Here is a 19,765-nt window from a genome sequence, read left to right as displayed (position 1 = left end):
AGGACGTGCGCGCGAGGATCAACGTTCCACCTCGCGGTTCCAGCGCTTCGTCCAGTCGTCGATCTTGGGGTTGATGGCGTCCCAGTCGAACACGAGCAGCTTGGCCGCCCGCTCGCCCACAGGGGCCATGCGCAGGGCTTCCATGTCCACCTTGGCGTTCTTGTTGACCGGGCCGTAGCCATATTCCCTGGAGAGCACGGCCTGGAACTCGGGTGCCACCATCGCCTGCACGAAGGCATTGGCGAGCGCATTGTCACCGCCTTTCCCCACCGGACAGGCGGAGGCGAGCAGTGCCACCGCGCCTTCCTTGGGATAGACGAAATCCACCGGGAAGCCGGTGGCGGCGAAGGAGGCGACGCGGCCCGAACCCCACACGGCGATCACCGCCTGCCCGCTCTGGAACAGCTCGGTCATCTTGCCCGGCGAGGGCTCATAGGCGAGCACGTTGGGGTTCACGTCCGTTTTCATCACCTTGAAGCCGGGCTCGATGGCGTTCTCCCCGCCGCCATTCATGCGGGCGAACTCCACCAGCGTATAGAGGCCATAGGTGTTGTTGATCGGCGGAATGACGAGCTGGCCCTTGTATTTCGGGTCCTTCAGGTCGTTCCAGGAGGTGGGCGGCGCCCAGCCTTTCTCCTTGAACACCTTGGTGTTGTACATGAGGCCGGTGGCGACGAGGCCGATGCCCACCGCCTTGTCGTCCTTGAAGCGGGCGGTGTCGAACAGCTCCGCCGTGGGCAGGCCCTTGATGGGCGCGCAGAAGCCGAGATTGATGGCACGATACATGGGGCCATCGTCGAGGATGGCGACGTCGATCTGCTGATTGCCCTTCTGGGCCTGAAGCTTGGCCAGCGTATCGGTGGAATTGCCCGCCACATATTCCACCTTCACCCCGTGCGCCTTCTCGAAGGCGGGGATGATCTCCTTGCGCATGATCTGCTCGAAGGTGCCGCCATAGCCGGCGACATAGAAGGTCTGCTGCGCCTGCGCGCCGCCGATGAGGCCAAGGAGGCCGGCGAGGCAGGCAAGGGAGGCGGCGGCACCGTGCTTAAACGACAAGCGCTTCATCGAAATCCCCTCGTGGCAACCACGTGCGTGCGGAACGGGAAGGAAGGCAGGCGCGCCTTTGCCGTCTTTGTGTGCGCGCTGACAAAATGGTCATACAGCGGGGGCTTGTGCGTCCAATGCATTTGGAATGATTTTACATAACGAGATGTTATGGCCCTGCAGCCCCGGAGTGTTCCCGTGTCCTGGCTCAATCCCCGGCAGATCGAGGCTTTCCGCGCCATCATGGTGTCCGGCACGGTGACCGATGCCGCCGCCCTCATGGGCGTGACCCAGCCGGCCGTCAGCCGCATGCTCCGTGACCTTCAGGCGACGCTGGGGCTCACGCTGTTCGAGCGGCGCGGCGCCAAGCTGGTGCCCACCAATGAGGGGCTGACCGTCTATGCGGAGGTGGCGCGCTCCTTCGTCGGGCTGGAGCGCATTGCGCACGTGGCGCGGGAGGTGAAGGAGCGGCGCGCCGGTGTGCTGCGCATCGCCGCCATGCCGGCGCTCATGAACGGCTTCCTGCCCCGCTTCGTCGGCCGCTTCCTGAAAGACAAGCCGCGCATGGATCTCTCGCTCAGCGGCGTCAGCTCCCACCTGGTGCTGGAGCACACGCTGTCGGGAGAATGCGATCTCGGCTTCGTCATGGGGCCGCTCGCCCATGCGGGCCTGATCGCCCATCCCATGCCTTCCGCTCCCATGGTGGCCGTGCTGCCGCAGCATCATCCGCTGGCGGCCAAGGACGCCATCCATGTCACGGACTTCGATGGTCAGGACTTCATCGCCATGGAGCCGGGCGGCCTCTCGCGCATGCAGCTCGACCGCATCATGGAATTGCACAATGTGCGGCCGGCGGTGCGGGCGGAAACCCGCCTCTCGGGCATCGTCTGCGGCCTCGTCACCTCAGGCCTCGGGGTGAGCGTGTGCGATCCCTTCACGGCCCATGAATTCACCGCGCGGGGCCTCGTCATCCGGCCGTTCACGCCATCGGTCGATTTCGAGTTCGCCGCCGTGCGTTCGGCGCAGAAGCGCTTCCCGGCCGTGGGCAAGGCGCTGCTGGATGCCTTCGTGCTCCACAGCCGCGCCTTCATCGCCGAGGCGCCTTGGACCCAGCCCGAGCCCGCTGCCGCCGGCTGAGGCCGCTCAGTGGAAGAGGTGCAGCGGCACGAGATGCTGCTGGATCAGATAGAGCAGGCCGGTCACCGTGGCGACGGAGAGCACCGTGCCCACGAGCACGCCGGCGGAAGCTTCCTCCATATAGGTCCGGTATTGCCGCGCCAGCACGAAACAGTTGAGAGCCGGCGGGAGCGAGGCCATGAGGACCGCCGTTTCCATCCAGCGGTCCGAGAACGGGCCGAGGGCACTGAACACGGTGAGCGCAAGCGCCGGATGCACCAACAGCTTGAGGCCGAGCAGCGCCGGCAGTTCCGCCGGCACGCGCTTCAGCGGCCGCAGCGCGACGGTGACGCCGAGCGTAAAGAGCGCACAGGGCGCGGCCGCATTTTTCAGGAAATCCAGCATCCGCTCCACGGCACCGGGCGCATGGAGATCGAAGGCGGCGGCGATCACGCCGAGGAACGTGGCGATGTTGAAGGGGTGCGTCACCACCCGCTTCACGACGGTCACGAGCGTCTTTGAGAGGCGCTCTCCGCGCCCGTGCACGGCGATGAGCAGCGGCACCAGCGTGAAGAACAGCAGGCTGTCGCAGGCGAAGATCAGGGCCGCCGGTGTTGCCGCTTCCGCCCCGAGCGCGGCCAGCGAAAGGCCCGGGCCCATGTAGCCAACGTTGGCGTAGGCCCCGACATTCAGGGCGATGGCGGACTCTTTAAGATTTCCCCGCCTGAACCACAAAGCGATGGCGAGCGCGAGCGCGGCGGTGGTGGCCGTGGAGAGGCCCGCCGCCAGGATGAAGCGCGGGTTGGCCAATTCCGAAAATGGCGTCTGGGCAACGATGCGATAGAAGAGTGCCGGCAGCGCCACATAGATGATGAAGAAGGACAGCCAGGCGAGCCCTTCTTCCGGCAGGCGCACCAGCCGGCCGCAGGCAAAGCCCAGAAAGATCAGTCCGAAGAAGGGAAAGGCGAGGCCGAACAGGTCCGTCATGACGCCGGAACAGACGATGTTCGTCCCGCCGCTGCAAGCGGTCTGCCGCGCAAGGCCAAGCCGACAGCCATGCGCGGTGCGCTGCGGTAGTCCTAGGGCCGCGCCGGGGTCAGGTGGCGGACGGCATATTCCCCTTCATAGAGCCGCTGACCGAAGACGCTGCTCGCGGGCGCGGTCGAGGACAGCAGGCTGTCGATGGCTCCGGCATGGGGCACCATCGCCCAGGGCCGCCGGGCCACCGGCCGATCGTTGAGCCAGAACGGACTCCAGCCGTCCGTGGTCTCGATGAGTTCGGCCGCAAAGTCCCGGCCATAGGACAGGGCGCCCTGGAGGACGAGGTCGATATAGCTCTGGAGAAGTGGGAACTGCGCCTCGGGCGGGAAGTCCCGCTGCCCGGCCTTCGGCACATAGATCCACATGGTGCCGCTGTCCGGCAGGCGCAGCCAGGAGAGGCTCTCCACCAGGGCCGGGGCGACCATCACCCGGTCGTAGCCGGATTCCCGCGCGTCGAACTTCACCAGCGAGGCGTCCGTGACCGGAAAGATCACGCCGTTGATGGGCGTCGGTGCCTTGCCCGCCGCCTTCTCCAGCCCCAGCGCGGTGAAACCCGAGCGGGAGCGTGCGTTCCAGGTGCGCCGATAGCCGAAGCCGTCCGTGACCCGCACCGGCACCGCGTCGGTCCGCTCGCCGGCCGTACCGCTTCGGGAATCCCCATCGATGAGCGAGCCATAGCCGATGAGGAACTGGGTGGGCAGCACCGGGGTGCGCGCCCAGGCCGGCGGTGCGCCGGGCAGCACCGCGCCAAGACCGAGGCTCGCGAGGCCACCCAGAACGTTGCGCCGTGTCAGCATTGGCGTCTCCTTCGCATCCCCCAGCCGGCGTCTTCTAGAGCACGCGCGGATCGGATTGCATCGCAATCTGATCGGATCACGCGTTCTCTTTCTTGAGGTTAGAGGGCGATTCACCGAGCGGATTGATTAAATCCGCTCGGATCGCGCTCTAGCAGGGCGGGCCGAGCGCCGCTGCCACCTGCGCTGCACCGCCACATGGACATGCTGCACGGCAAAGTTGCTCTTGCCCCTGCCGGAGCGCCTGTCCATTCTGCGGAAACAACGATTGGGGGAAACCAATGAAACTGCCGCGCAACTTCTTCAAGCCGCTCGCCATCGGAGCCCCTGCCCCCTATCGGGAACTGCCCGTGCGGCTGGAGCGCATGATCCATTTCGTGCCGCCGCATCTGGAGAAGATCCGCGCCAAGGTACCGGACCTCGCCCGTCAGGTGGACGTGGTGCTCGGCAATCTGGAAGACGCCATCCCGATCGACGCCAAGGAGGCCGCGCGCACCGGCTTCATCGAGATGGCGAAGGCGGTGGACTTCGGCACCACGGGACTCTGGACCCGCATCAACGCGCTGAACAGTCCCTGGGCGCTCGACGACATCACCGAAATCGTGGGTGCGGTGGGCGACAAGCTCGACGTCATCATGCTGCCGAAGGTGGATGGCCCGTGGGACATCCACTATCTCGACCAGTTGCTGGCGCAGCTTGAAGCCCGGCACAAGGTGGAGAAGCCCATCCTCATCCACGCCATCCTGGAGACGGCGGAGGGGGTAAAGAATGTGGAGGCGATCGCTGCGGCGTCTCCGCGCATGCATGGCATGAGCCTCGGCCCTGCCGACCTTGCGGCGTCGCGCGCCATGAAGACCACCCGCGTCGGCGGCGGCCATCCGGAATACAAGGTGCTGGCAGACCCGGACGGGGATGCGCCCCGCACCGGCTATCAGCAGGATCTGTGGCACTACACCGTGGGCAAGATGGTGGATGCCTGCGCCTCGGCCGGCATCAAGCCCTTCTATGGCCCGTTCGGCGACTTCGCCGACGGCCCCGCGTGCGAGAGCCAGTTCCGCAATGCCTTCCTTCAGGGCTGCGTGGGCGCATGGTCGCTGCATCCGACGCAGATCGACATCGCCAAGCGCGTCTTCAGCCCCGATCCCGGCGAGGTCGCCTTCGCCCTCAAGATCCTCGAAGCCATGCCGGACGGCGCCGGCGCGGTGATGATCGACGGCAAGATGCAGGATGATGCCACCTGGAAACAGGCCAAGGTGATCGTGGACCTGGCCCGCATCGTCGCCGCCAAGGATGCGGAGATGGCGAAAATCTACGGCCTGTGAGGCCGGCGCCGGCTCATCCCCAGGGCGTGGGCCGGCGTATCAGGGTTAAGGAGTGGTGAAGATCGCGGCGTTGCGTTATGTGACGGCGCAGCGACACACGGGAGATTCACGGGAATGGCACGGTCGGTGAAGGAACAGGCGCGGACAGACGCACCGGGCGCGACGCCCCGGCGTACACGCCGCCCCGCCCGCACCAGCCGGGCGACGCCCGAGGCGGCTGTGGCCGCGGACACCCGCACGCGCACCGCTCGATTCCGCATCGGCGACGTGGTGCGCCACCGGCACTTCCCCTTCCGGGGCGTGGTGTTCGACGTGGACCCGGTCTTTGACAATACCGAGGAATGGTATCTGTCGATCCCGGAGGAGATCCGCCCCCGCAAGGACCAGCCCTTCTACCACCTGCTGGCCGAGAATGCGGACAATGAATACGTGGCCTATGTGTCGGAGCAGAATCTGGAGCCGGACACGTCCAATGAGCCGGTGCGCCACCCACGTGTGGCCGAGGCCCTCGCCTCGGACGGAACCGGCGGCTGGAAGGTGCGGCGCGACCTCCTGAACTGACAGGATCGAGCCGGAAATCCGGACGTTTGATAGCTGGCGATAGATTGGCAAGCCAGCCTGCTAATCATACCTCCTACCGGTCAGCCCCGCGCAAGCATTCCACTTCAGCGTGCAGTCTGAACGGCTCTGCCGGGGGAGGACTGTATGCGTATCCGTGGGATGATCCTGCTGTGTATTTCGACCCTCGGGGCAGTGTCCCTCGTGGGTGGCGTCGTTGTGGCCGTGAACCAGTGGCAGCGCTGGAATTCGGCAGTCGCGGTGGAAGGCCTGATGCAGGTGTTCGCCGAAATGGCCTACATCAACGAGCGCTATTCCATCGAACGCGGCGATTTCAACCAGATGCTGCTGGCGGATACGCCCGTCACCCCCACGCTCCAGGAAACCATGCGCCGCAACCTCGGCCGCACGGACGAAGCGCTGGCCAACGCCAAGGCCAACGCCGCCAAGCTGCCTGCCGCCGACCGTCAGGCGTTCGAAGGGCCGATCCAGAAGACCATCGACGAAATCCGCCAGCTGCGCGAAGCCTCCTGGCCGCAGGGCGAGAAGCCGAAGGCTGCGCGGGACCCCGCCTTCGTTCAGTCCTTCGTGCCGAAGGCGCAGGACATTCTTCAGTCCCTCGGCCGGACCGCCGCGGCGCTCGAACTGCGCATCAGCGACGAAGACAACAATGTGGGCCGCCTTGCCGCCTTCGCCCGCCAGACCATCTTCCTGCGGGACGCCGCCGGCCGGCGCGCGACCATGGTCACCACGCTGCTCGGCTCCGGCAAGCCCTTCACCCCGGCCCAGCTCGAGCAGTTCTTCCAGCTCGACGGCCAGGTGACCGCCTATTGGGACATGGTCTCCCATGCGAGCAAGGATTTGAACGACGTCCCCGGCATCACCACGGCCATGACCGAGGCCAAGACCAAGTTCACCGACCTCGTCGCCAATCTCAATCGCAGCATGATGCCCGCTGCCAAGGGGGAAGGCCCGGCGCCGATGCCGCTCGCCGACTGGCGCGCGCAGATTTCGCCGGCCCTGAAGAGCTCTCTCGCCCCGCGCGACGCCGCCTTCACCGCCGCCTACGTCATGGCCGAAGCCAGCATCGCCTCCGCCCGCACCGGTTTCGCGCTCGCCTGCGGCGGCATCGTCGGCATCATCGCCATCGTGGGTGGCTTTGCGCTGTTCATCAATCGCCGCCTCATCACCCCCATCCGTGGCCTGACCGTGGGCATCGAGCAGATCGCCGAGGGCAATCTCGACGTGGACATTCCCGGCGCCGGCCGCAAGGACGAGATCGGCGAGATCAGCCGCGCCGTGGAAGTGCTGCGGGGCAACAGCCGCGAGGTGGTGCGCCTTCAGGAGGAGCAGGTGGCCATGCGCGAGCAGGCCGAGCAGGACCGCAGGGCGACCTTCGCCCGTGTGGCCGACGAACTCGACCGTGTGGTCGGCAAGATCGCGGGCGCCGTCTCCGCCACCTCCGAGGAATTGCAGGCCTCCGCCCGTGGCATGTCCACCATGGCGGCGCAGACGTCCGACCGCTCGTCGGTGGCCGCGCAGGCCTCCCATGTCGCCAGCGACATGGTGGGCGCCGTCGCCGCCGCGGCGGAGGAACTCTCCGCCTCCGTGAACGAGATCGGCACGCAGGTGAAGGAATCCGCGCGCATCGCCGGCGTTGCGGTGGACGAGGCCAACAACGCCGCGAGCAAGGTCACCGCCATGTCGGAGGCCGCCCGCAAGATCGGCGACATCCTCCAGCTCATCACCGAGATCGCCGGCCAGACCAACCTGCTCGCGCTCAACGCCACCATCGAGGCGGCACGTGCGGGCGAGGCCGGCAAGGGCTTCGCGGTGGTGGCGAGCGAGGTGAAGAACCTCGCAGACCAGACCGCCAAGGCCACCGCAGAGATCGACACCCAGATCTCAGCCGTTCAGAGCGCCACCAACGAGGCTGTGTCGGCCATCGCCAGCATCGCCGGCACCATCGGCCGGATGAATGACATCTCGGGGTCCATTGCCTCCGCCGTGACCCAGCAGCAGGCGGCCACCAGCGAGATCGCCGGCTCCATCGCCCGCGCCTCCGAAGGCACGCGCGAAGCCAATGAGAACATGGCGCAGGTCACCCAGACGGCCGCCGAGACCGGCAGCGCCGCCAGCCAGGTCCTGGATGCCTCCACCGAACTGTCCCGCACCTCCAGCGAGCTGCGCGTGGCCACCGACGATTTCGTGGCCCGCATCCGCACCGCCTGAGGCGTCGAGGTCCGCAAATGCAGAACGGCCCGCCGATTGGCGGGCCGTTCGTTTTTCCAACGCTGCTTCGATGCGCGATCAGGGCTTGGCGGGAGCCGCCGGGGCCGCGGCGGGAGCCGGGGCCGCAGCACCCTGGGCGGGGGCGCCGCCCTGGGCCGCAGCACGCTCTTCCATCATCTTCTGGGCGCGCTTCTGAAGCTCTTCCGCCAGCTTCTGACGCTCGGCCGCAACCACGTTCGGATCGGACGGGGCGCCGTCATAGGCCTTGGCGAAGTCCTTGGCCGGCAGCACGAAGTTGAGCGTGCGACCGCCCATCTGCAGCGCCTGGATGGTGATGTTCTGCGCCTTCTTGAGCTTGGTCACGAATTCGGCATTCACGTCCATGCTGGCGAAGCAGCCGTTGGGGAAGCAGATTTCGTACTTGAGCGAAAGCGGCGCTTCCTTGTCGATCACCACGCGGGTGCCGGGCTGGATCAGCATGCCGATCGGAACCGACACGATGAACTTCTTGACCGGATCGTCCTGCATCTCGCGGATGGCGGCAGAGGCCAGCGGCTGGCCGGTCTCGGCGGTGAAGTCCTGCGTGGTCATGCAGATCTGCTTGTTGGCGGCCTGATCGGTGCCGCAGACCTTGGTCCAGGGAGTGTTGATGCCGGGCACGGCCACGGACTGCGGACCGGCAGCCTGCTGCTGCTGAGCCTGCGCAGGCGCCTGCTGGCCCTGCGCGGGCTTGGCCGGAGCCGGCTTGGCCGGGGCCGCGTTCTGGGCCAGGGCCCCGCTCGCAACACCAAGCGTCATCGCGGCGACGGCGAGAGCGCTCGCGCGACGCAAAATGGTGGCTGTCGTCATTCCCATCTTCCCTGTCATGCCGGTCGCCGAGCGCGAGACTCGAATTGGCGGCGTTGCATTCCGCCTCTGTAACGCCGCTCTGTTCGGTGTCAATTGAGGCAAGACCGTGACCTGAACATCACAGTCCCACGCGCGCACGGCGTGTGACGTGCTACCTTGAACAGGAATGCGGCCACCACGCGACAGCGTGGCAGGATTTCTGACGTCTGACGGAGGCTGTGACGATTGGACCGGAGCCTGCCCGTATCCCGCGCCAGCCTTGTCCTTGCCTGGCTTTTCGCACTCGCCTTCCCCTGTGCCCTTCCCTCATTCGCCCGCGCGCAGGAGGGGGCCATCGCCATGCACGGCGCGCCGCGCATGGCGGCGGGATTCGCTCAATTCCCCTACGTCAATCCGGATGCACCGAAAGGTGGACGCCTCTCCCTTTCCCTGCTCGGCACGTTCGACAGCCTCAATCCCTTCATCGTGCGCGGCACCGCGCCGCCCATCCTGCGCGGGTACCTCTACGAGAGTCTCATGGTGCGCAGCTATGACGAGCCCTTCACGCTCTACGGCCTGCTGGCCCGGAGCGTGGAGACCGACGAGGAGCGCAGCTATGTGACCTTCGAGATCGATCCGCGCGCCCGCTTCTCGGATGGCACGCCGGTGACGGCGGAGGACGTGCTGTTCTCGTTCCAGCTCCTCCGGGACAAGGGGCGGCCGAACCTGCGCCTCTATTACGGCAAGGTGTCCGAAGCCCGCGCCGAAGGCAGCCGGGTGCGCTTCACCTTCGCCGCGCCGGATCGGGAGCTGCCGCTCATCATGGGCCTGATGCCCGTGCTGCCGCGCCACGCCGTGGACGCGTCGACCTTCGACCAGACCTCGCTCACGGCGCCCGTCGGCTCCGGCCCCTATACGGTGGCGCGCATCGAGCCCGGCGCCAGCGTGACGCTGGTCCGCAACCCCGCCTACTGGGGGCGGGAGCTCGCGGTCACCCGCGGCATGTTCAATTTCGACGAACTGCGCTTCACCTATTTCCGCGATGCGAATACGGAATTCGAGGCCTTCAAGCGCGGGCTCGTCGATGCCCGCTTCGAGACCGACCCCAGCCGCTGGCAGACCGGCTACGACTTCCCCGCCGCCCGCGACGGGCAGGTGATCCGCGAGACCATCGATACGCGGCTGCCCAAGCCCCATTATGCACTGGTGTTCAACACCCGCCGGCCGGTGTTCGCGGACGTCCGGGTGCGCCGGGCGCTGATCGAGCTGTTCGACTTCGAATGGCTCGACCGCAATTTCTACCACGGCCTCTACCGCCGCACGGCCGGCTTCTTCGACGGCTCGGACCTCTCCAGCCTCGGCCGGCCGGAGAGCGCGGGGGAGCAGGCGCTTCTCGGTGCCGGCGCCGCCGAGCTCAGGGCCGACGTGCGAGCCGGCACCTATGCCCCGCCGGTGTCCGACGGCAGCGGGCGGGACCGCACGCGCACCAAGGCGGCGCTCGCGCTTCTGGCGGAAGCCGGCTACCGGCAGAAGGACGGCAAGCTGCGCGCCGTGGGGACGGGCCAGCCGCTCGCCTTCGAGGTGATGGTGACGACACGGGAACAGGAGCGCCTCGCCCTGGGCTTCGCGAGCCAGATGGCCCGCGCCGGCATCACCGCCAATGTGCGGATGGTGGATGCGGTGCAGTTCGATGCCCGGCGCAACGCCTATGACTTCGACATGGTGCCCTTCACCTGGACGCAGTCACTCTCGCCCGGCAACGAGCAGGCCTTCTATTTCGGCTCGGCCGCCGCCGACATGCCCGGCACGCGCAATTATATGGGTGCGAAGTCGACCGCCGTGGACGCCGCCATCGCCGCACTCACCGCCGCCCGCACGACGGGCGAGGTGACGGATGCCGCCCGCGCCCTTGACCGCGCGCTCATCTCCGGCGCCTACGGCGTGCCTCTGTTCTACGCGCCCGGCCAATGGCTGGCGCGCTGGACGCGCATCGAGCGGCCAACCGCCGTTTCACTCTACGGGACCCTGCCGGAGACCTGGTGGCACGCGCCTTGAGCGGCGACCCGTACGCTATTGCGTCTGGAGCCGCAGTTGGTCGAGGGTCGCTTCCACCTCCATGGGACGGAAGAAAAGGAAGCCCTGCGCCATGCGGATGCCGATGCGCCGGATACGATCGAGCTGGCGCTCCGTCTCGATGCCCTCGGCGATGATGCCGACACCGAACTCGCGGGCCACATGGACGATGGAGTCGACAATGTTCGGGTCCGTACCCCGCCGCTCCAGTTCCTGAATGAAGCTCTTGTCCACCTTGATGAAATCGATCTCCAGCAGGGCCAGCGACGCCAGATTGGAGAAGCCGATGCCGAAATCGTCCAGCGCGAACTGGGCTCCCCGCTCGCGCAGCCGCGCCACCACGCGCTGCACCTCGGGGGAGGCATAATCCGTCGTCTCGCGCTCGGTGAGCTCGAACATCACGCGGCACAGGCACAGTTGGTCGTTGCCGAAGGCATCCAGGGCCGCGTCCACCACCCGCTCGTCGCTGAGCTGGTTCGGCGGCAGGTTGATGCCGACATAAAGCTCGTGATGGAGTTCATTCATGCGGGCGAGATCGCTCGCCGCCTGCCGCAACACCCAGCTGGTGGTGTCGTGGATCAGCGGGCTGCGCTCGATCCAGGGAATGAAAGCCGCCGGCTGAAGCAGGCCATGGCGGCTGTGCCGCCAGCGCATCAGCGCCTCCACCCCGAGCCAATGGCCGGTGTTGACCTCGATGGTCGGCAGATACGTGAGGAAGAACTCGCCCCGCTTCAGCGCCGTGCGCACCTGCCCCTCGATGGAGAGCCGGCGGCGCAGCGCGGCGAGCGGGCCGAAATAGATGGCAAGGCCCACGAGTGCAAAAAAGCCGATCTGCAGCGGCAGATCGGCCATCCAGCGGCGCAGGAGCCAGTAAGGGGGAGCGCTCACGTCCAGTTGCACGGGCCACCGCGCCGAGGTCAGCGTGAGCAGGGCATCCGGCTCACCCGCGGCCCGGCGCTCGCGTTTCTCCCGCAGGCCCAGCCCCACGCCGTCGACCGAGAGCGCGAAGGGCGCGAGCATGCAGGCGGGATAGATGCGGGCGGTCGCCGTGACATCATCCTGCGTGCGCGAAATGGCCATTGCCGCCTGCTGGCCGGTGCTGCAGGCCGTGAGCGTGGATTGGGGCGCCGTCCATTCACACAGCACGCGCCCGCCGGTCGCGATGGTCACGCGGTCGAGCGGCACGTTGAGCATGTGGGAGAGCACGCGGGGCTCCACGGCCCCGGCGACGCAGGCTCTGGAGCCGGCCGTAGCGGCCGAGGACATGGCCTCGGAGGCGGCATCCATCCCGCGCTCGGCCCAGGATAGGGCAGCGCCGGCCTGCTCGCGCAGATTCGAAACGGAACGGGACCAGGACCGCTGAAAGTCGAACGCCAGATAGAGGACGAGTACAACCAACGCCACCAGAGCGTAAACCAGAGCGAGCCGGCGAGAAAACTGGTCCCAAGTATCGGTCATCGGCCGCAATTTCCCCCCAAATGGCCATACGGCACGGGCCCACCACACGTAACGGCGGCAAATCCGAAAGCACCGTGAGGTTAACGCGTGCGCGCACAGAGGTTCGGCGGCGCATTCGTCGTAGATTACAATCCGCGCAATAGATCACTTCGATACCACCCGCGCAAGCAGCGCCGGCGGGAACTTTAGTGGTCTTATTCAGCTATCCCGATCGTGCGGGATACAATAAATTCGGCCAAGAACCTCATAATACCTCCATTTATATTAGGAGATAGGTCAGGCAACCTTCCGCTTCTCGACGAGACCCGCGAGCTTCCGCAGCACCTGGAGGGTGCCCTTGAGGCGGGCCTCGGCGGTCGCCCAGTCGCGCAGGAACACCACCTTGAAGTCCGGCCGCACCTTGGCCTGCGGGCCTTCGGCATTGATGAGCTGGACGAGGCCGGCGGGGTCCGCGAACTGGTTCTCGCGGAAGGCCAGGACGACCCCCTTCGGGCCGGCGTCCACCTTCTCGACGTTCGCCTTGCGGGCAAGCGTCTTGATCTGCGACAGGCGCAGCAGGTGGGTCACCTCCTCCGGAGCCGGGCCGAAGCGGTCCACCAGTTCCACCCCGAAAGCGTCAAGCTCGGCATCCTCGGTGATGTCGGCAAGGCGCCGGTAGAGGGCGAGGCGCACGTGCAGGTCGGTGACATACTCCTCGGGAATCAGCACTGGCATGCCGATGGTGATGTTGGGCGACCACTTGTCGTCCACATAGTCGGTGATGCCCGCCTTGAGGTGGGCGATCGCCTCCTCCAGCATCTCCTGATAGAGCTCGTAGCCGACTTCCTTGATGTGGCCGGACTGCTCGTCGCCCAGAAGGTTGCCGGCGCCGCGGATGTCGAGGTCGTGGCTGGCGAGCTGGAAGCCGGCGCCCAGCGTCTCCAGCGACTGGAGCACCTTGAGCCGCCGCTCAGCCTGCGCGGTGATCGGCTTGGTGGCCGGCACGGAGAAGATCGCATAGGCGCGCGCTTTGGCCCGGCCCACCCGGCCGCGCAGCTGATAAAGCTGGGCGAGGCCGAACATGTCGGCGCGGTGCACGATGAGCGTGTTGGCGTTCGGCACGTCCAGCCCGCTTTCTACGATGGTGGTGGAGAGCAGTACGTCATACTGGCCGTCATAGAAGGCGGTCATGATGTCTTCGAGCGTGCCCGCCGCCATCTGGCCGTGGGCCACCGCCACCTTCACCTCGGGCACCGACTTCTCCAGGAACTCGCGCACTTCGGCGAGATCGTCGATGCGCGGTACCACATAGAAGCTCTGGCCGCCGCGATAGCGCTCGCGCAGCAGCGCCTCGCGCACGATCAGCGGATCGAACGGCGTCACGAAGGTGCGCACCGCGAGGCGATCCACGGGCGGCGTTGCGATGAGCGAAAGCTCACGCACGCCGGTCATGGCCAGTTGCAGCGTACGCGGGATGGGCGTCGCGGTCAGGGTCAGCACATGCACTTCGGAGCGCAGCGCCTTCAGCCGCTCCTTGTGGGCGACACCGAAATGCTGCTCCTCGTCCACGATGACGAGGCCGAGATCCCGGAACTGGATGGTCTTGCCCAGCAGGGCGTGGGTGCCGACCACGATGTCCACCGTGCCATCGGTGAGCCCCTTCTTCACGGCGGTGAGGTCCTTGCCCGTCACCATGCGCGAGGCCTGCGCCACGTTCACCGGCAGGCCCTTGAAACGCTCGGAGAAGGTGCGGAAATGCTGGCGGGCGAGCAGCGTTGTGGGCACCACTACCGCCACCTGCTTGCCGGAGAGCGCCACCGCGAAGGCGGCGCGCAGGGCCACTTCCGTCTTGCCGAAGCCCACGTCGCCGCAGACGAGGCGGTCCATGGGATGGCCGGACGAAAGATCGTCCAGCACCGCCGAGATGGCAGCTTCCTGATCGTCCGTCTCCTCATAGGGGAAGCGGGCACGGAATTCGTCATAGAGGCCGGCGGCGGGCACGAGGCGTGGCGCTTCCGAGAGCTGGCGCGCCGCGGCGATCTTGATCAGCTCACCCGCCATCTCGCGGATGCGCTTCTTCATGCGTGCCTTGCGCGCCTGCCAGCCGCCGCCGCCCAGCTTGTCGAGCTGCGCCTCGGTGTCCTCCGAGCCGTAGCGGGTCAGGAGTTCGAGATTCTCCACCGGCAGGAACAGCTTGTCGCCGCCCGCATAATGGATCTCCAGGCAGTCGTGCGGCGCGCCCATGGCCTCAATGGCCTTGAGCCCAATGAAGCGGCCGATACCGTGGTCCACATGCACCACGAGGTCGCCGGCGGTGAGCGAGGTCAGTTCGGAGATGACGTCCTGCGGCCGGCGCGCCTTGCGCTTGGGCCGCACGAGGCGATCGCCCAGAATGTCCTGCTCGCCGATGATGGCAAAGTCCGGCGTCTCGAAGCCGCGCTCCAGCCCGTAGATGGCCAGCGTCGCCTTGTTGCGCGGCATGGCGTCGATGGTGGCGAACTTGGAGATGGGGGCCAGATCCTTCAGCCCATGGTCCGCCATCACGGTGGAGAGGCGCTCGCGCGAGCCCTCGCTCCAGCCGGCTAGGATCACCTTCTTGCCGCGCCCTTGAAGGTCGCGCACATGGGTGACGGCGGCGTCAAAGACATTGGCCTCCGGGTCCGCCCGCTCGGCAGCGAAGGAACGGCCCTCCACGCCGCCCACGTCCACCACCTTGCCCGCGCCACCGTCCGGCGTCGCGAAGGGGGTGAGGCGGGTGAGCGGCAGCGCGTGCAGGCGGCTGCGCCACTCGTCCTGCGTCAGGTAGAGCCGTTCGGGCGGCAGCGGCTTGTACACGGCGCCGGGCGCGCCGGAGGCCAGCGCCTCCTTGCGGGCGTCGTAATAGTCGCCGATCTGGGTGATGCGCTCGGCCGCGGCATCCTCCACCTGCGCCTCCACCACGAAGGGCGTGCGGTCGAGATAGTCGAACAGCGTGTCGAGGCCGGCATGGAACAGCGGCAGCCAGTGCTCCATGCCCGCATGGCGGCGGCCTTCGCTAACCGCCTCATAGAGAGTGTCGCCCTTGGTGTTGGCGCCGAACTCCGCCAGATACGCCATGCGGAAGCGGCGCATGGTGTCGGTCGTGAGCTGGAACTCCGCCATGGGCACCAGCTCCAGCGCATGGAGCGTGCCGGACGAGCGCTGTGTCTCCGGATCGAAGGCGCGGATGCTCTCCAGCGTGTCGCCGAAGAAATCGAGGCGGATGGGCGCATCGAGTCCCGGCGGATAGAGATCGATGAGACCGCCGCGCACCGCGTATTCTCCGGTGTCGCGCACGGTGGGGGTGCGCAGATAGCCGTTGCGCTCCGCCCATTCCACGATGCCTTCGAGGGCGATTGCATTGCCCGGCCGGGCGGAGAGCGACTGCGCCGCCAGAAGATCGCGCGCGGGCACGCGCTGCACGGTGGCGTTCACGGTGGTGAGCAGCACGCTCACCTCGCCGCCCTTCACGCGGGCAAGGCGCGCCAGCGTTGCCATGCGCCGGGCGGTGATGGCGGCATTGGGCGAGGCGCGGTCATAGGGCAGGCAGTCCCAGGACGGGAAGCTCAGCACCTCGATCTCGGGCGCGAAGAAAGCCAGCCCCCGCTCCAGCGCCGCGAGCCGCTGGCCGTCCCGGCAGACCACCGTGAGGCTCGGCCAGGGCGCATCCTTGCCGGCCGCGACGCTGCGGGCGAGGTCCGCCACCACCAGCCCCTGCATCCCTTCCGGCACGCGGGAAAGGGTCAGAGGATTGCCGGCTTTGAGGTCTTCGGCGAGGGAACGGGGACGCTTCACGGGGGATATTCCAATGGAAAGAGGCCCCGGCGGCGCCGCCGGGGCGCGATCTCACTCCGGCAGGGAATTGCCGGCGAGATGCCAGGTCTGGATCTTGCGGAAGAAGGGCGTGTCGAGTTCCGCAGGCACCGGCAGCGAGCCGCTGAGCCAGGAGAACAGGTCCGGATCCTCGATCTCCAGAAGGTGCTCGAAGATGTCCACTTCCGCCTCGGTGAGGGTCTCGATATTGGCATCGGCGAAGCGGCCCATGATGAGGTCCATCTCGCGGGTGCCCCGGTGCCAGGCGCGGTAGATGATGCGCCGCCGCCGCACGTCCAACCCGGCGCTCGACTTCACGGTTCCCGACATGCCTGCCTCCCTGCGCGGAGCGTGACGCCCGCGAAAACGCGCCGCCCACGGGCGATGCCGTGGCCGGAAGAGAACGGTTTCGCGCCGGGCCGCTTCGGCCGGCGCGATCCTTGAACGGACCGGCGCCCGCCCCGGATCACCGCCAGGGCCGTCGCCGAGGGTCCGTTCCCAAAGGCTTGGGGCTTATAGAAGCAAAGCGCGCAGGGCGGAAGCATGCCCCGCGCAACGCCGGTCAGCGCGCCTCGAACACCTGGGCGAGGCGGGTCATCATGGGTTCGTCGGTCTGCTCGACCCGAAGCGGTGTCACCGAGATGCGCCCCTCATCCAGCGCCCGCAGGTCCGACCCCGGCACGGTGTCCGCCGAGCGGCGCTCGAAGGCGATCCAGAAATAGTCGTTGCCGCGCCCGTCCTTCCGCGGATCAATGCGCATCAGCTTCTGGTCGCGCCGCCCCTGCGCCGTCACGGCGATGCCCGCCACCTGGTCCGGCGTGCGGTCGGGAAAGTTCACATTGATCAGCACGCCGGCCGGAATGCCCTCCGCCAGCAGCGTGCGTATGACATCGGGGCCATGGGTCTCGGCGGTCTGGTAGGAAGGATTGTCCCGCGTCTGCGGCCCGAAGGCCTGCGAGAGCGCGATGGAGGGAATGCCGAGAATGGTGCCCTCGATGGCGCCGGCGACGGTGCCCGAATAGCTCACGTCCTCGGCGATGTTCTGGCCCCGGTTGACGCCCGAGAGGATGAGGTCCGGCGGATTGTCGATGAGCACGTGCCGCACGGCCATGATCACGCAGTCGGTGGGCGTGCCCTTCACCGCATAGCGCTGCGCCGCCACCTTGCGCAGCCGCAGCGGATCGTTGAGCGAGAGGGAATGCGCGACGCCCGACTGGTCGGTTTCCGGCGCCACCACCCACACGTCGTCGGAGAGGGCGGCGGCGATGCGGGCACAGGCGTCGAGCCCCGGAGCGTGAATGCCGTCGTCATTCGTCACCAGGATGCGCATGGCCCCGTCCCTTCCCAACCGCAAGCGCCCGAACGCGGCGCAGGCGGTGCTTAACCCCAGACCGGACGGACTGCAACGAAGGTCGCATGCCTTCCCAGCCGCCCGCTCCCCGCTTGCGCCGGCCGCCCAAGGGAGGCATTCGTTGCGATACCTTCCGCGCCTGCCCACGGAGCCGGCCCTTGACCGCCCTTCCCGCCCACATCCTCGACGCCCGCGGCCGACCGGTACCGCTCTCCGAGCGCACGCTGATCATGGGCATCCTCAATGTGACGCCCGATTCCTTCTCGGACGGAGGACTCAGCGCTGCGCCCGAGACCGCGCGCGAGACCGCCCGCCGCCTTGTGCGCGAAGGCGCGGACATTCTCGACGTGGGCGGCGAGAGCACGCGGCCCGGCCACACCCGCATTTCGGATGACGAGGAATGGGACCGCATCGCCCCGGTGCTGGACGGGCTGGCGGACGAACTGGGCGTGCTCGTCTCCGTGGACACTTATAAAGCCGAGGTGGCCCGCCGGGCGCTGAAGACGGGCGTCGCCATCATCAACGACATCTGGGGCTTTGCCTTCGATCCCAACATGCCGGCAGTGGTGGCGGATAGCGCGGCCGCCGCCGTGCTGATGCACAATCGCGAGGCCATTGATCCGGCCATCGACATCATGGCGGACATGATCACCTTCTTCGAGCGGGCGCTGGAGAAAGCCGACAAGGCCGGCATCCCGCTCAACCGGCTCGTGCTCGATCCCGGCATCGGCTTCGGCAAGACGTTCGAGCAGAATCTGGCGGCCTGCGCCCGCCTCTCCGAGCTGCGCGTGCTCGGCCTGCCGCTGCTGCTCGGCACCTCGCGCAAGTCCATGATCGGCAAGGTCATCGAGACGCAGCCCACGGAGCGCCTGCCGGGCACCATCGCCTCGAACGTCATCGGCATCATGGCGGGGGTGGAGATCATCCGCGTGCATGACGTCGCCGAGCACGTGCAGGCGGCCCGCGTGGCCGAAGCCATCCGCCGGGCGCGATGACCACCGCCTATCTCTGCCTCGGCGGCAATGTGGGCGACGTGGCCGCGACCCTTGCCGAAGCCGGCCGGCTGCTGGAGGCGGGCGGGCTGGTCATCCGCGCGCGCTCGCCCCTCTACCGCACGCCGCCCTGGGGGCCGGTGCCGCAGCCGCCCTATCTCAACCAGGTGCTCGCCGTCGCCGGCGCCCCCTCCCCGCGCGCCCTGCTGACGCTGGCGCTGGATGTGGAACGTCAGCTCGGACGGGACCGCGCGCGGGAGGCGCGCTTCGGCCCCCGCACCGCGGACATCGACATCCTCGCCTATGGCGACGAGACGGTGCGCGAGCCGGATCTGGAACTGCCCCATCCGCGCCTGCTGGAGCGCGCCTTCGCGCTGGTGCCGCTGCTGGACATCGCGCCCGACATCATCATCTCCGGCACACGGGCGCGGGACGCGCTGGCGCGGCTTGACCGGAGCGGCATCGAGCGGGTGGACTGACTACTCCGCCGTGCCCTGATCTTCGGCGACAAGCGCCTGCGCCTGCGCCACCCAGCCCTCGCGCTCGATGCGGCCCGGAAAGGCCAGCGCTGCGCCCACCCAGCGCACCTCGTCGGGCGTCCAGGCCGCGATCTGACGCAGATGGTAGATGCCGAGTTCGTTGAGGCGCCGGGCATTCTGCGGGCCGATGCCCTTGATCCGCCTGAGATCATCCGGCGCCCCTTCGGGCGCGTCGAGACGGGGCGGCGGCGTTCCGGGCGTGCCCTCCGGCCGGCGCTCCGCCTCCTTCGGCGCACGGCGGCGCACGACCGTCGGGGTCGGCGGCAGATCGAGGGGGAGTTCCGGGGCCGGCGGCGGCTCGGGTGGCGCGGCGACAGGCTCCGGAGCGGGCGCGACCCTGGGGGCCGGCCGTGGACGCTCTGTCAGATCGATGGTGAACAGCGCCGCATGCGCCAGACGTTCCAGCCGCCGGCGCTCCATCCGCAGCCGCAGCCCATAGGCGGCCGCCCCGCCGATGAGGAAGGCGGCGAACAGCAGCAGGGCGACGTCGACTTCGAACGAGATCATGGGCGCGCCCTCGGACGGAACGCCAGATAGACGGTGGCGAAGCCGAGCCCGAGCGCCAGAAGCTCATAGGGCCAGAGATTTAGAAACAGATAGACCA

The 19,765-nt window shown here is 67.7% G+C and carries 16 protein-coding genes; 7 read left to right on the top strand and 9 right to left on the bottom strand.

What is annotated here, in order from left to right; all coding sequences use genetic code 11:
* Positions 1-18 precede the first annotated feature (18 nt).
* The gene (locus AZC_RS06340; protein WP_012169762.1) at positions 19-1,068 is read right to left on the bottom strand and encodes an ABC transporter substrate-binding protein; all 1,050 of its coding nucleotides are present in this window, start codon (positions 1,066-1,068) and stop codon (positions 19-21) included.
* 177 nt (positions 1,069-1,245) lie between these two features.
* On the opposite strand from AZC_RS06340, the gene AZC_RS06335 reads away from it, so the two are divergent.
* Complete coding sequence (locus AZC_RS06335; protein ID WP_052285876.1) at positions 1,246-2,184, top strand: LysR substrate-binding domain-containing protein; 939 nt, start codon at positions 1,246-1,248, stop codon at positions 2,182-2,184.
* Between the two features lie 6 nt (positions 2,185-2,190).
* Here AZC_RS06335 and AZC_RS06330 read toward each other — a convergent pair whose 3' ends face one another.
* Both AZC_RS06330 and AZC_RS06325 read right to left on the bottom strand, forming a co-directional pair.
* The gene (locus AZC_RS06330) at positions 2,191-3,150 is read right to left on the bottom strand and encodes an AEC family transporter (RefSeq protein ID WP_012169760.1); all 960 of its coding nucleotides are present in this window, start codon (positions 3,148-3,150) and stop codon (positions 2,191-2,193) included.
* 92 nt (positions 3,151-3,242) lie between these two features.
* Positions 3,243-4,001 carry a gamma-glutamylcyclotransferase family protein gene (locus tag AZC_RS06325; RefSeq protein WP_244421802.1) on the bottom strand — a complete coding sequence of 253 codons (759 nt, stop codon included), beginning with the start codon at positions 3,999-4,001 and terminating at the stop codon, positions 3,243-3,245.
* Positions 4,002-4,279: 278 nt separating this feature from the next.
* Here AZC_RS06325 and AZC_RS06320 point away from each other — a divergent pair, with 278 nt between their 5' ends.
* The 3 genes from AZC_RS06320 to AZC_RS24295 all read left to right on the top strand — a co-directional run bounded on the left by AZC_RS06320 (position 4,280) and on the right by AZC_RS24295 (position 8,110).
* Entirely contained in the window at positions 4,280-5,320 is a 1,041-nt protein-coding gene (locus AZC_RS06320) for an HpcH/HpaI aldolase/citrate lyase family protein (protein WP_012169758.1), read from the top strand.
* Positions 5,321-5,539: 219 nt separating this feature from the next.
* Entirely contained in the window at positions 5,540-5,881 is a 342-nt protein-coding gene (hspQ, locus tag AZC_RS06315; protein ID WP_043878989.1) for a heat shock protein HspQ, read from the top strand.
* A gap of 144 nt (positions 5,882-6,025) precedes the next feature.
* The gene (locus AZC_RS24295) at positions 6,026-8,110 is read left to right on the top strand and encodes a methyl-accepting chemotaxis protein (RefSeq protein ID WP_012169756.1); all 2,085 of its coding nucleotides are present in this window, start codon (positions 6,026-6,028) and stop codon (positions 8,108-8,110) included.
* 78 nt (positions 8,111-8,188) lie between these two features.
* Here AZC_RS24295 and AZC_RS06305 read toward each other — a convergent pair whose 3' ends face one another.
* Positions 8,189-8,959, bottom strand: a complete 771-nt coding sequence (locus AZC_RS06305; RefSeq protein WP_043878988.1) for an invasion associated locus B family protein — start codon at positions 8,957-8,959, stop codon at positions 8,189-8,191.
* 339 nt (positions 8,960-9,298) lie between these two features.
* Between AZC_RS06305 and AZC_RS06300 the strand changes: the two genes are divergently transcribed.
* On the top strand, positions 9,299-10,993 hold the full coding sequence (locus AZC_RS06300; RefSeq protein WP_081434113.1) for an extracellular solute-binding protein: 1,695 nt from the start codon (positions 9,299-9,301) through the stop codon (positions 10,991-10,993).
* 15 nt (positions 10,994-11,008) lie between these two features.
* Here AZC_RS06300 and AZC_RS06295 read toward each other — a convergent pair whose 3' ends face one another.
* The 4 genes from AZC_RS06295 to surE form a co-directional block, all read right to left on the bottom strand.
* Positions 11,009-12,469 (bottom strand): EAL domain-containing protein, encoded by a 1,461-nt coding sequence (locus AZC_RS06295; RefSeq protein WP_081433921.1) that lies wholly within the window; start codon positions 12,467-12,469, stop codon positions 11,009-11,011.
* 276 nt (positions 12,470-12,745) lie between these two features.
* Positions 12,746-16,261, bottom strand: coding sequence for a transcription-repair coupling factor (gene mfd, locus AZC_RS06285; RefSeq protein WP_012169752.1), 3,516 nt, complete (start codon positions 16,259-16,261; stop codon positions 12,746-12,748).
* A gap of 51 nt (positions 16,262-16,312) precedes the next feature.
* The gene (locus AZC_RS06280; protein ID WP_012169751.1) at positions 16,313-16,609 is read right to left on the bottom strand and encodes a succinate dehydrogenase assembly factor 2; all 297 of its coding nucleotides are present in this window, start codon (positions 16,607-16,609) and stop codon (positions 16,313-16,315) included.
* Between the two features lie 232 nt (positions 16,610-16,841).
* Positions 16,842-17,609, bottom strand: coding sequence for a 5'/3'-nucleotidase SurE (gene surE, locus AZC_RS06275; RefSeq protein ID WP_012169750.1), 768 nt, complete (start codon positions 17,607-17,609; stop codon positions 16,842-16,844).
* Positions 17,610-17,860: 251 nt separating this feature from the next.
* Between surE and folP the strand changes: the two genes are divergently transcribed.
* The gene (gene folP / locus AZC_RS06270) at positions 17,861-18,625 is read left to right on the top strand and encodes a dihydropteroate synthase (RefSeq protein ID WP_043880083.1); all 765 of its coding nucleotides are present in this window, start codon (positions 17,861-17,863) and stop codon (positions 18,623-18,625) included.
* A complete protein-coding gene (folK, locus tag AZC_RS06265; RefSeq protein WP_012169748.1) occupies positions 18,622-19,101 on the top strand; it encodes a 2-amino-4-hydroxy-6-hydroxymethyldihydropteridine diphosphokinase in 480 nt (159 codons plus the stop codon). The genes folP and folK overlap by 4 nt, the downstream gene beginning before the upstream one ends.
* Here the strand turns inward: folK and AZC_RS26400 are convergent, their stop codons facing one another.
* The gene (locus tag AZC_RS26400) at positions 19,102-19,668 is read right to left on the bottom strand and encodes a hypothetical protein (protein ID WP_012169747.1); all 567 of its coding nucleotides are present in this window, start codon (positions 19,666-19,668) and stop codon (positions 19,102-19,104) included.
* Positions 19,669-19,765: the final 97 nt, after the last annotated feature.

The organism is Azorhizobium caulinodans ORS 571, from assembly GCF_000010525.1.
In the GTDB taxonomy this organism is placed as follows: Bacteria; Pseudomonadota; Alphaproteobacteria; order Rhizobiales; family Xanthobacteraceae; genus Azorhizobium; species Azorhizobium caulinodans.
The sequence above is the reverse complement of the archived record's forward strand: the minus strand, read 5'-3'. Positions and strand labels throughout refer to the sequence as shown.

Bases quoted from the DNA above. Each gene is read 5' to 3' on its own strand.
- AZC_RS06340 (WP_012169762.1), bottom strand. From the start codon at position 1,068: ATGAAGCGCTTGTCGTTTAAGCACGGTGCCGCCGCCTCCCTTGCCTGC.
- AZC_RS06330 (WP_012169760.1), bottom strand. From the start codon at position 3,150: ATGACGGACCTGTTCGGCCTCGCCTTTCCCTTCTTCGGACTGATCTTT.
- AZC_RS06325 (WP_244421802.1), bottom strand. From the start codon at position 4,001: ATGCTGACACGGCGCAACGTTCTGGGTGGCCTCGCGAGCCTCGGTCTT.
- AZC_RS06320 (WP_012169758.1), top strand. From the start codon at position 4,280: ATGAAACTGCCGCGCAACTTCTTCAAGCCGCTCGCCATCGGAGCCCCT.
- AZC_RS24295 (WP_012169756.1), top strand. From the start codon at position 6,026: ATGCGTATCCGTGGGATGATCCTGCTGTGTATTTCGACCCTCGGGGCA.
- AZC_RS06305 (WP_043878988.1), bottom strand. From the start codon at position 8,959: ATGACGACAGCCACCATTTTGCGTCGCGCGAGCGCTCTCGCCGTCGCC.
- AZC_RS06300 (WP_081434113.1), top strand. From the start codon at position 9,299: ATGCACGGCGCGCCGCGCATGGCGGCGGGATTCGCTCAATTCCCCTAC.
- AZC_RS06295 (WP_081433921.1), bottom strand. From the start codon at position 12,469: ATGACCGATACTTGGGACCAGTTTTCTCGCCGGCTCGCTCTGGTTTAC.
- AZC_RS06280 (WP_012169751.1), bottom strand. From the start codon at position 16,609: ATGTCGGGAACCGTGAAGTCGAGCGCCGGGTTGGACGTGCGGCGGCGG.
- surE (WP_012169750.1), bottom strand. From the start codon at position 17,609: ATGCGCATCCTGGTGACGAATGACGACGGCATTCACGCTCCGGGGCTC.
- folP (WP_043880083.1), top strand. From the start codon at position 17,861: ATGGGCATCCTCAATGTGACGCCCGATTCCTTCTCGGACGGAGGACTC.
- folK (WP_012169748.1), top strand. From the start codon at position 18,622: ATGACCACCGCCTATCTCTGCCTCGGCGGCAATGTGGGCGACGTGGCC.
- AZC_RS26400 (WP_012169747.1), bottom strand. From the start codon at position 19,668: ATGATCTCGTTCGAAGTCGACGTCGCCCTGCTGCTGTTCGCCGCCTTC.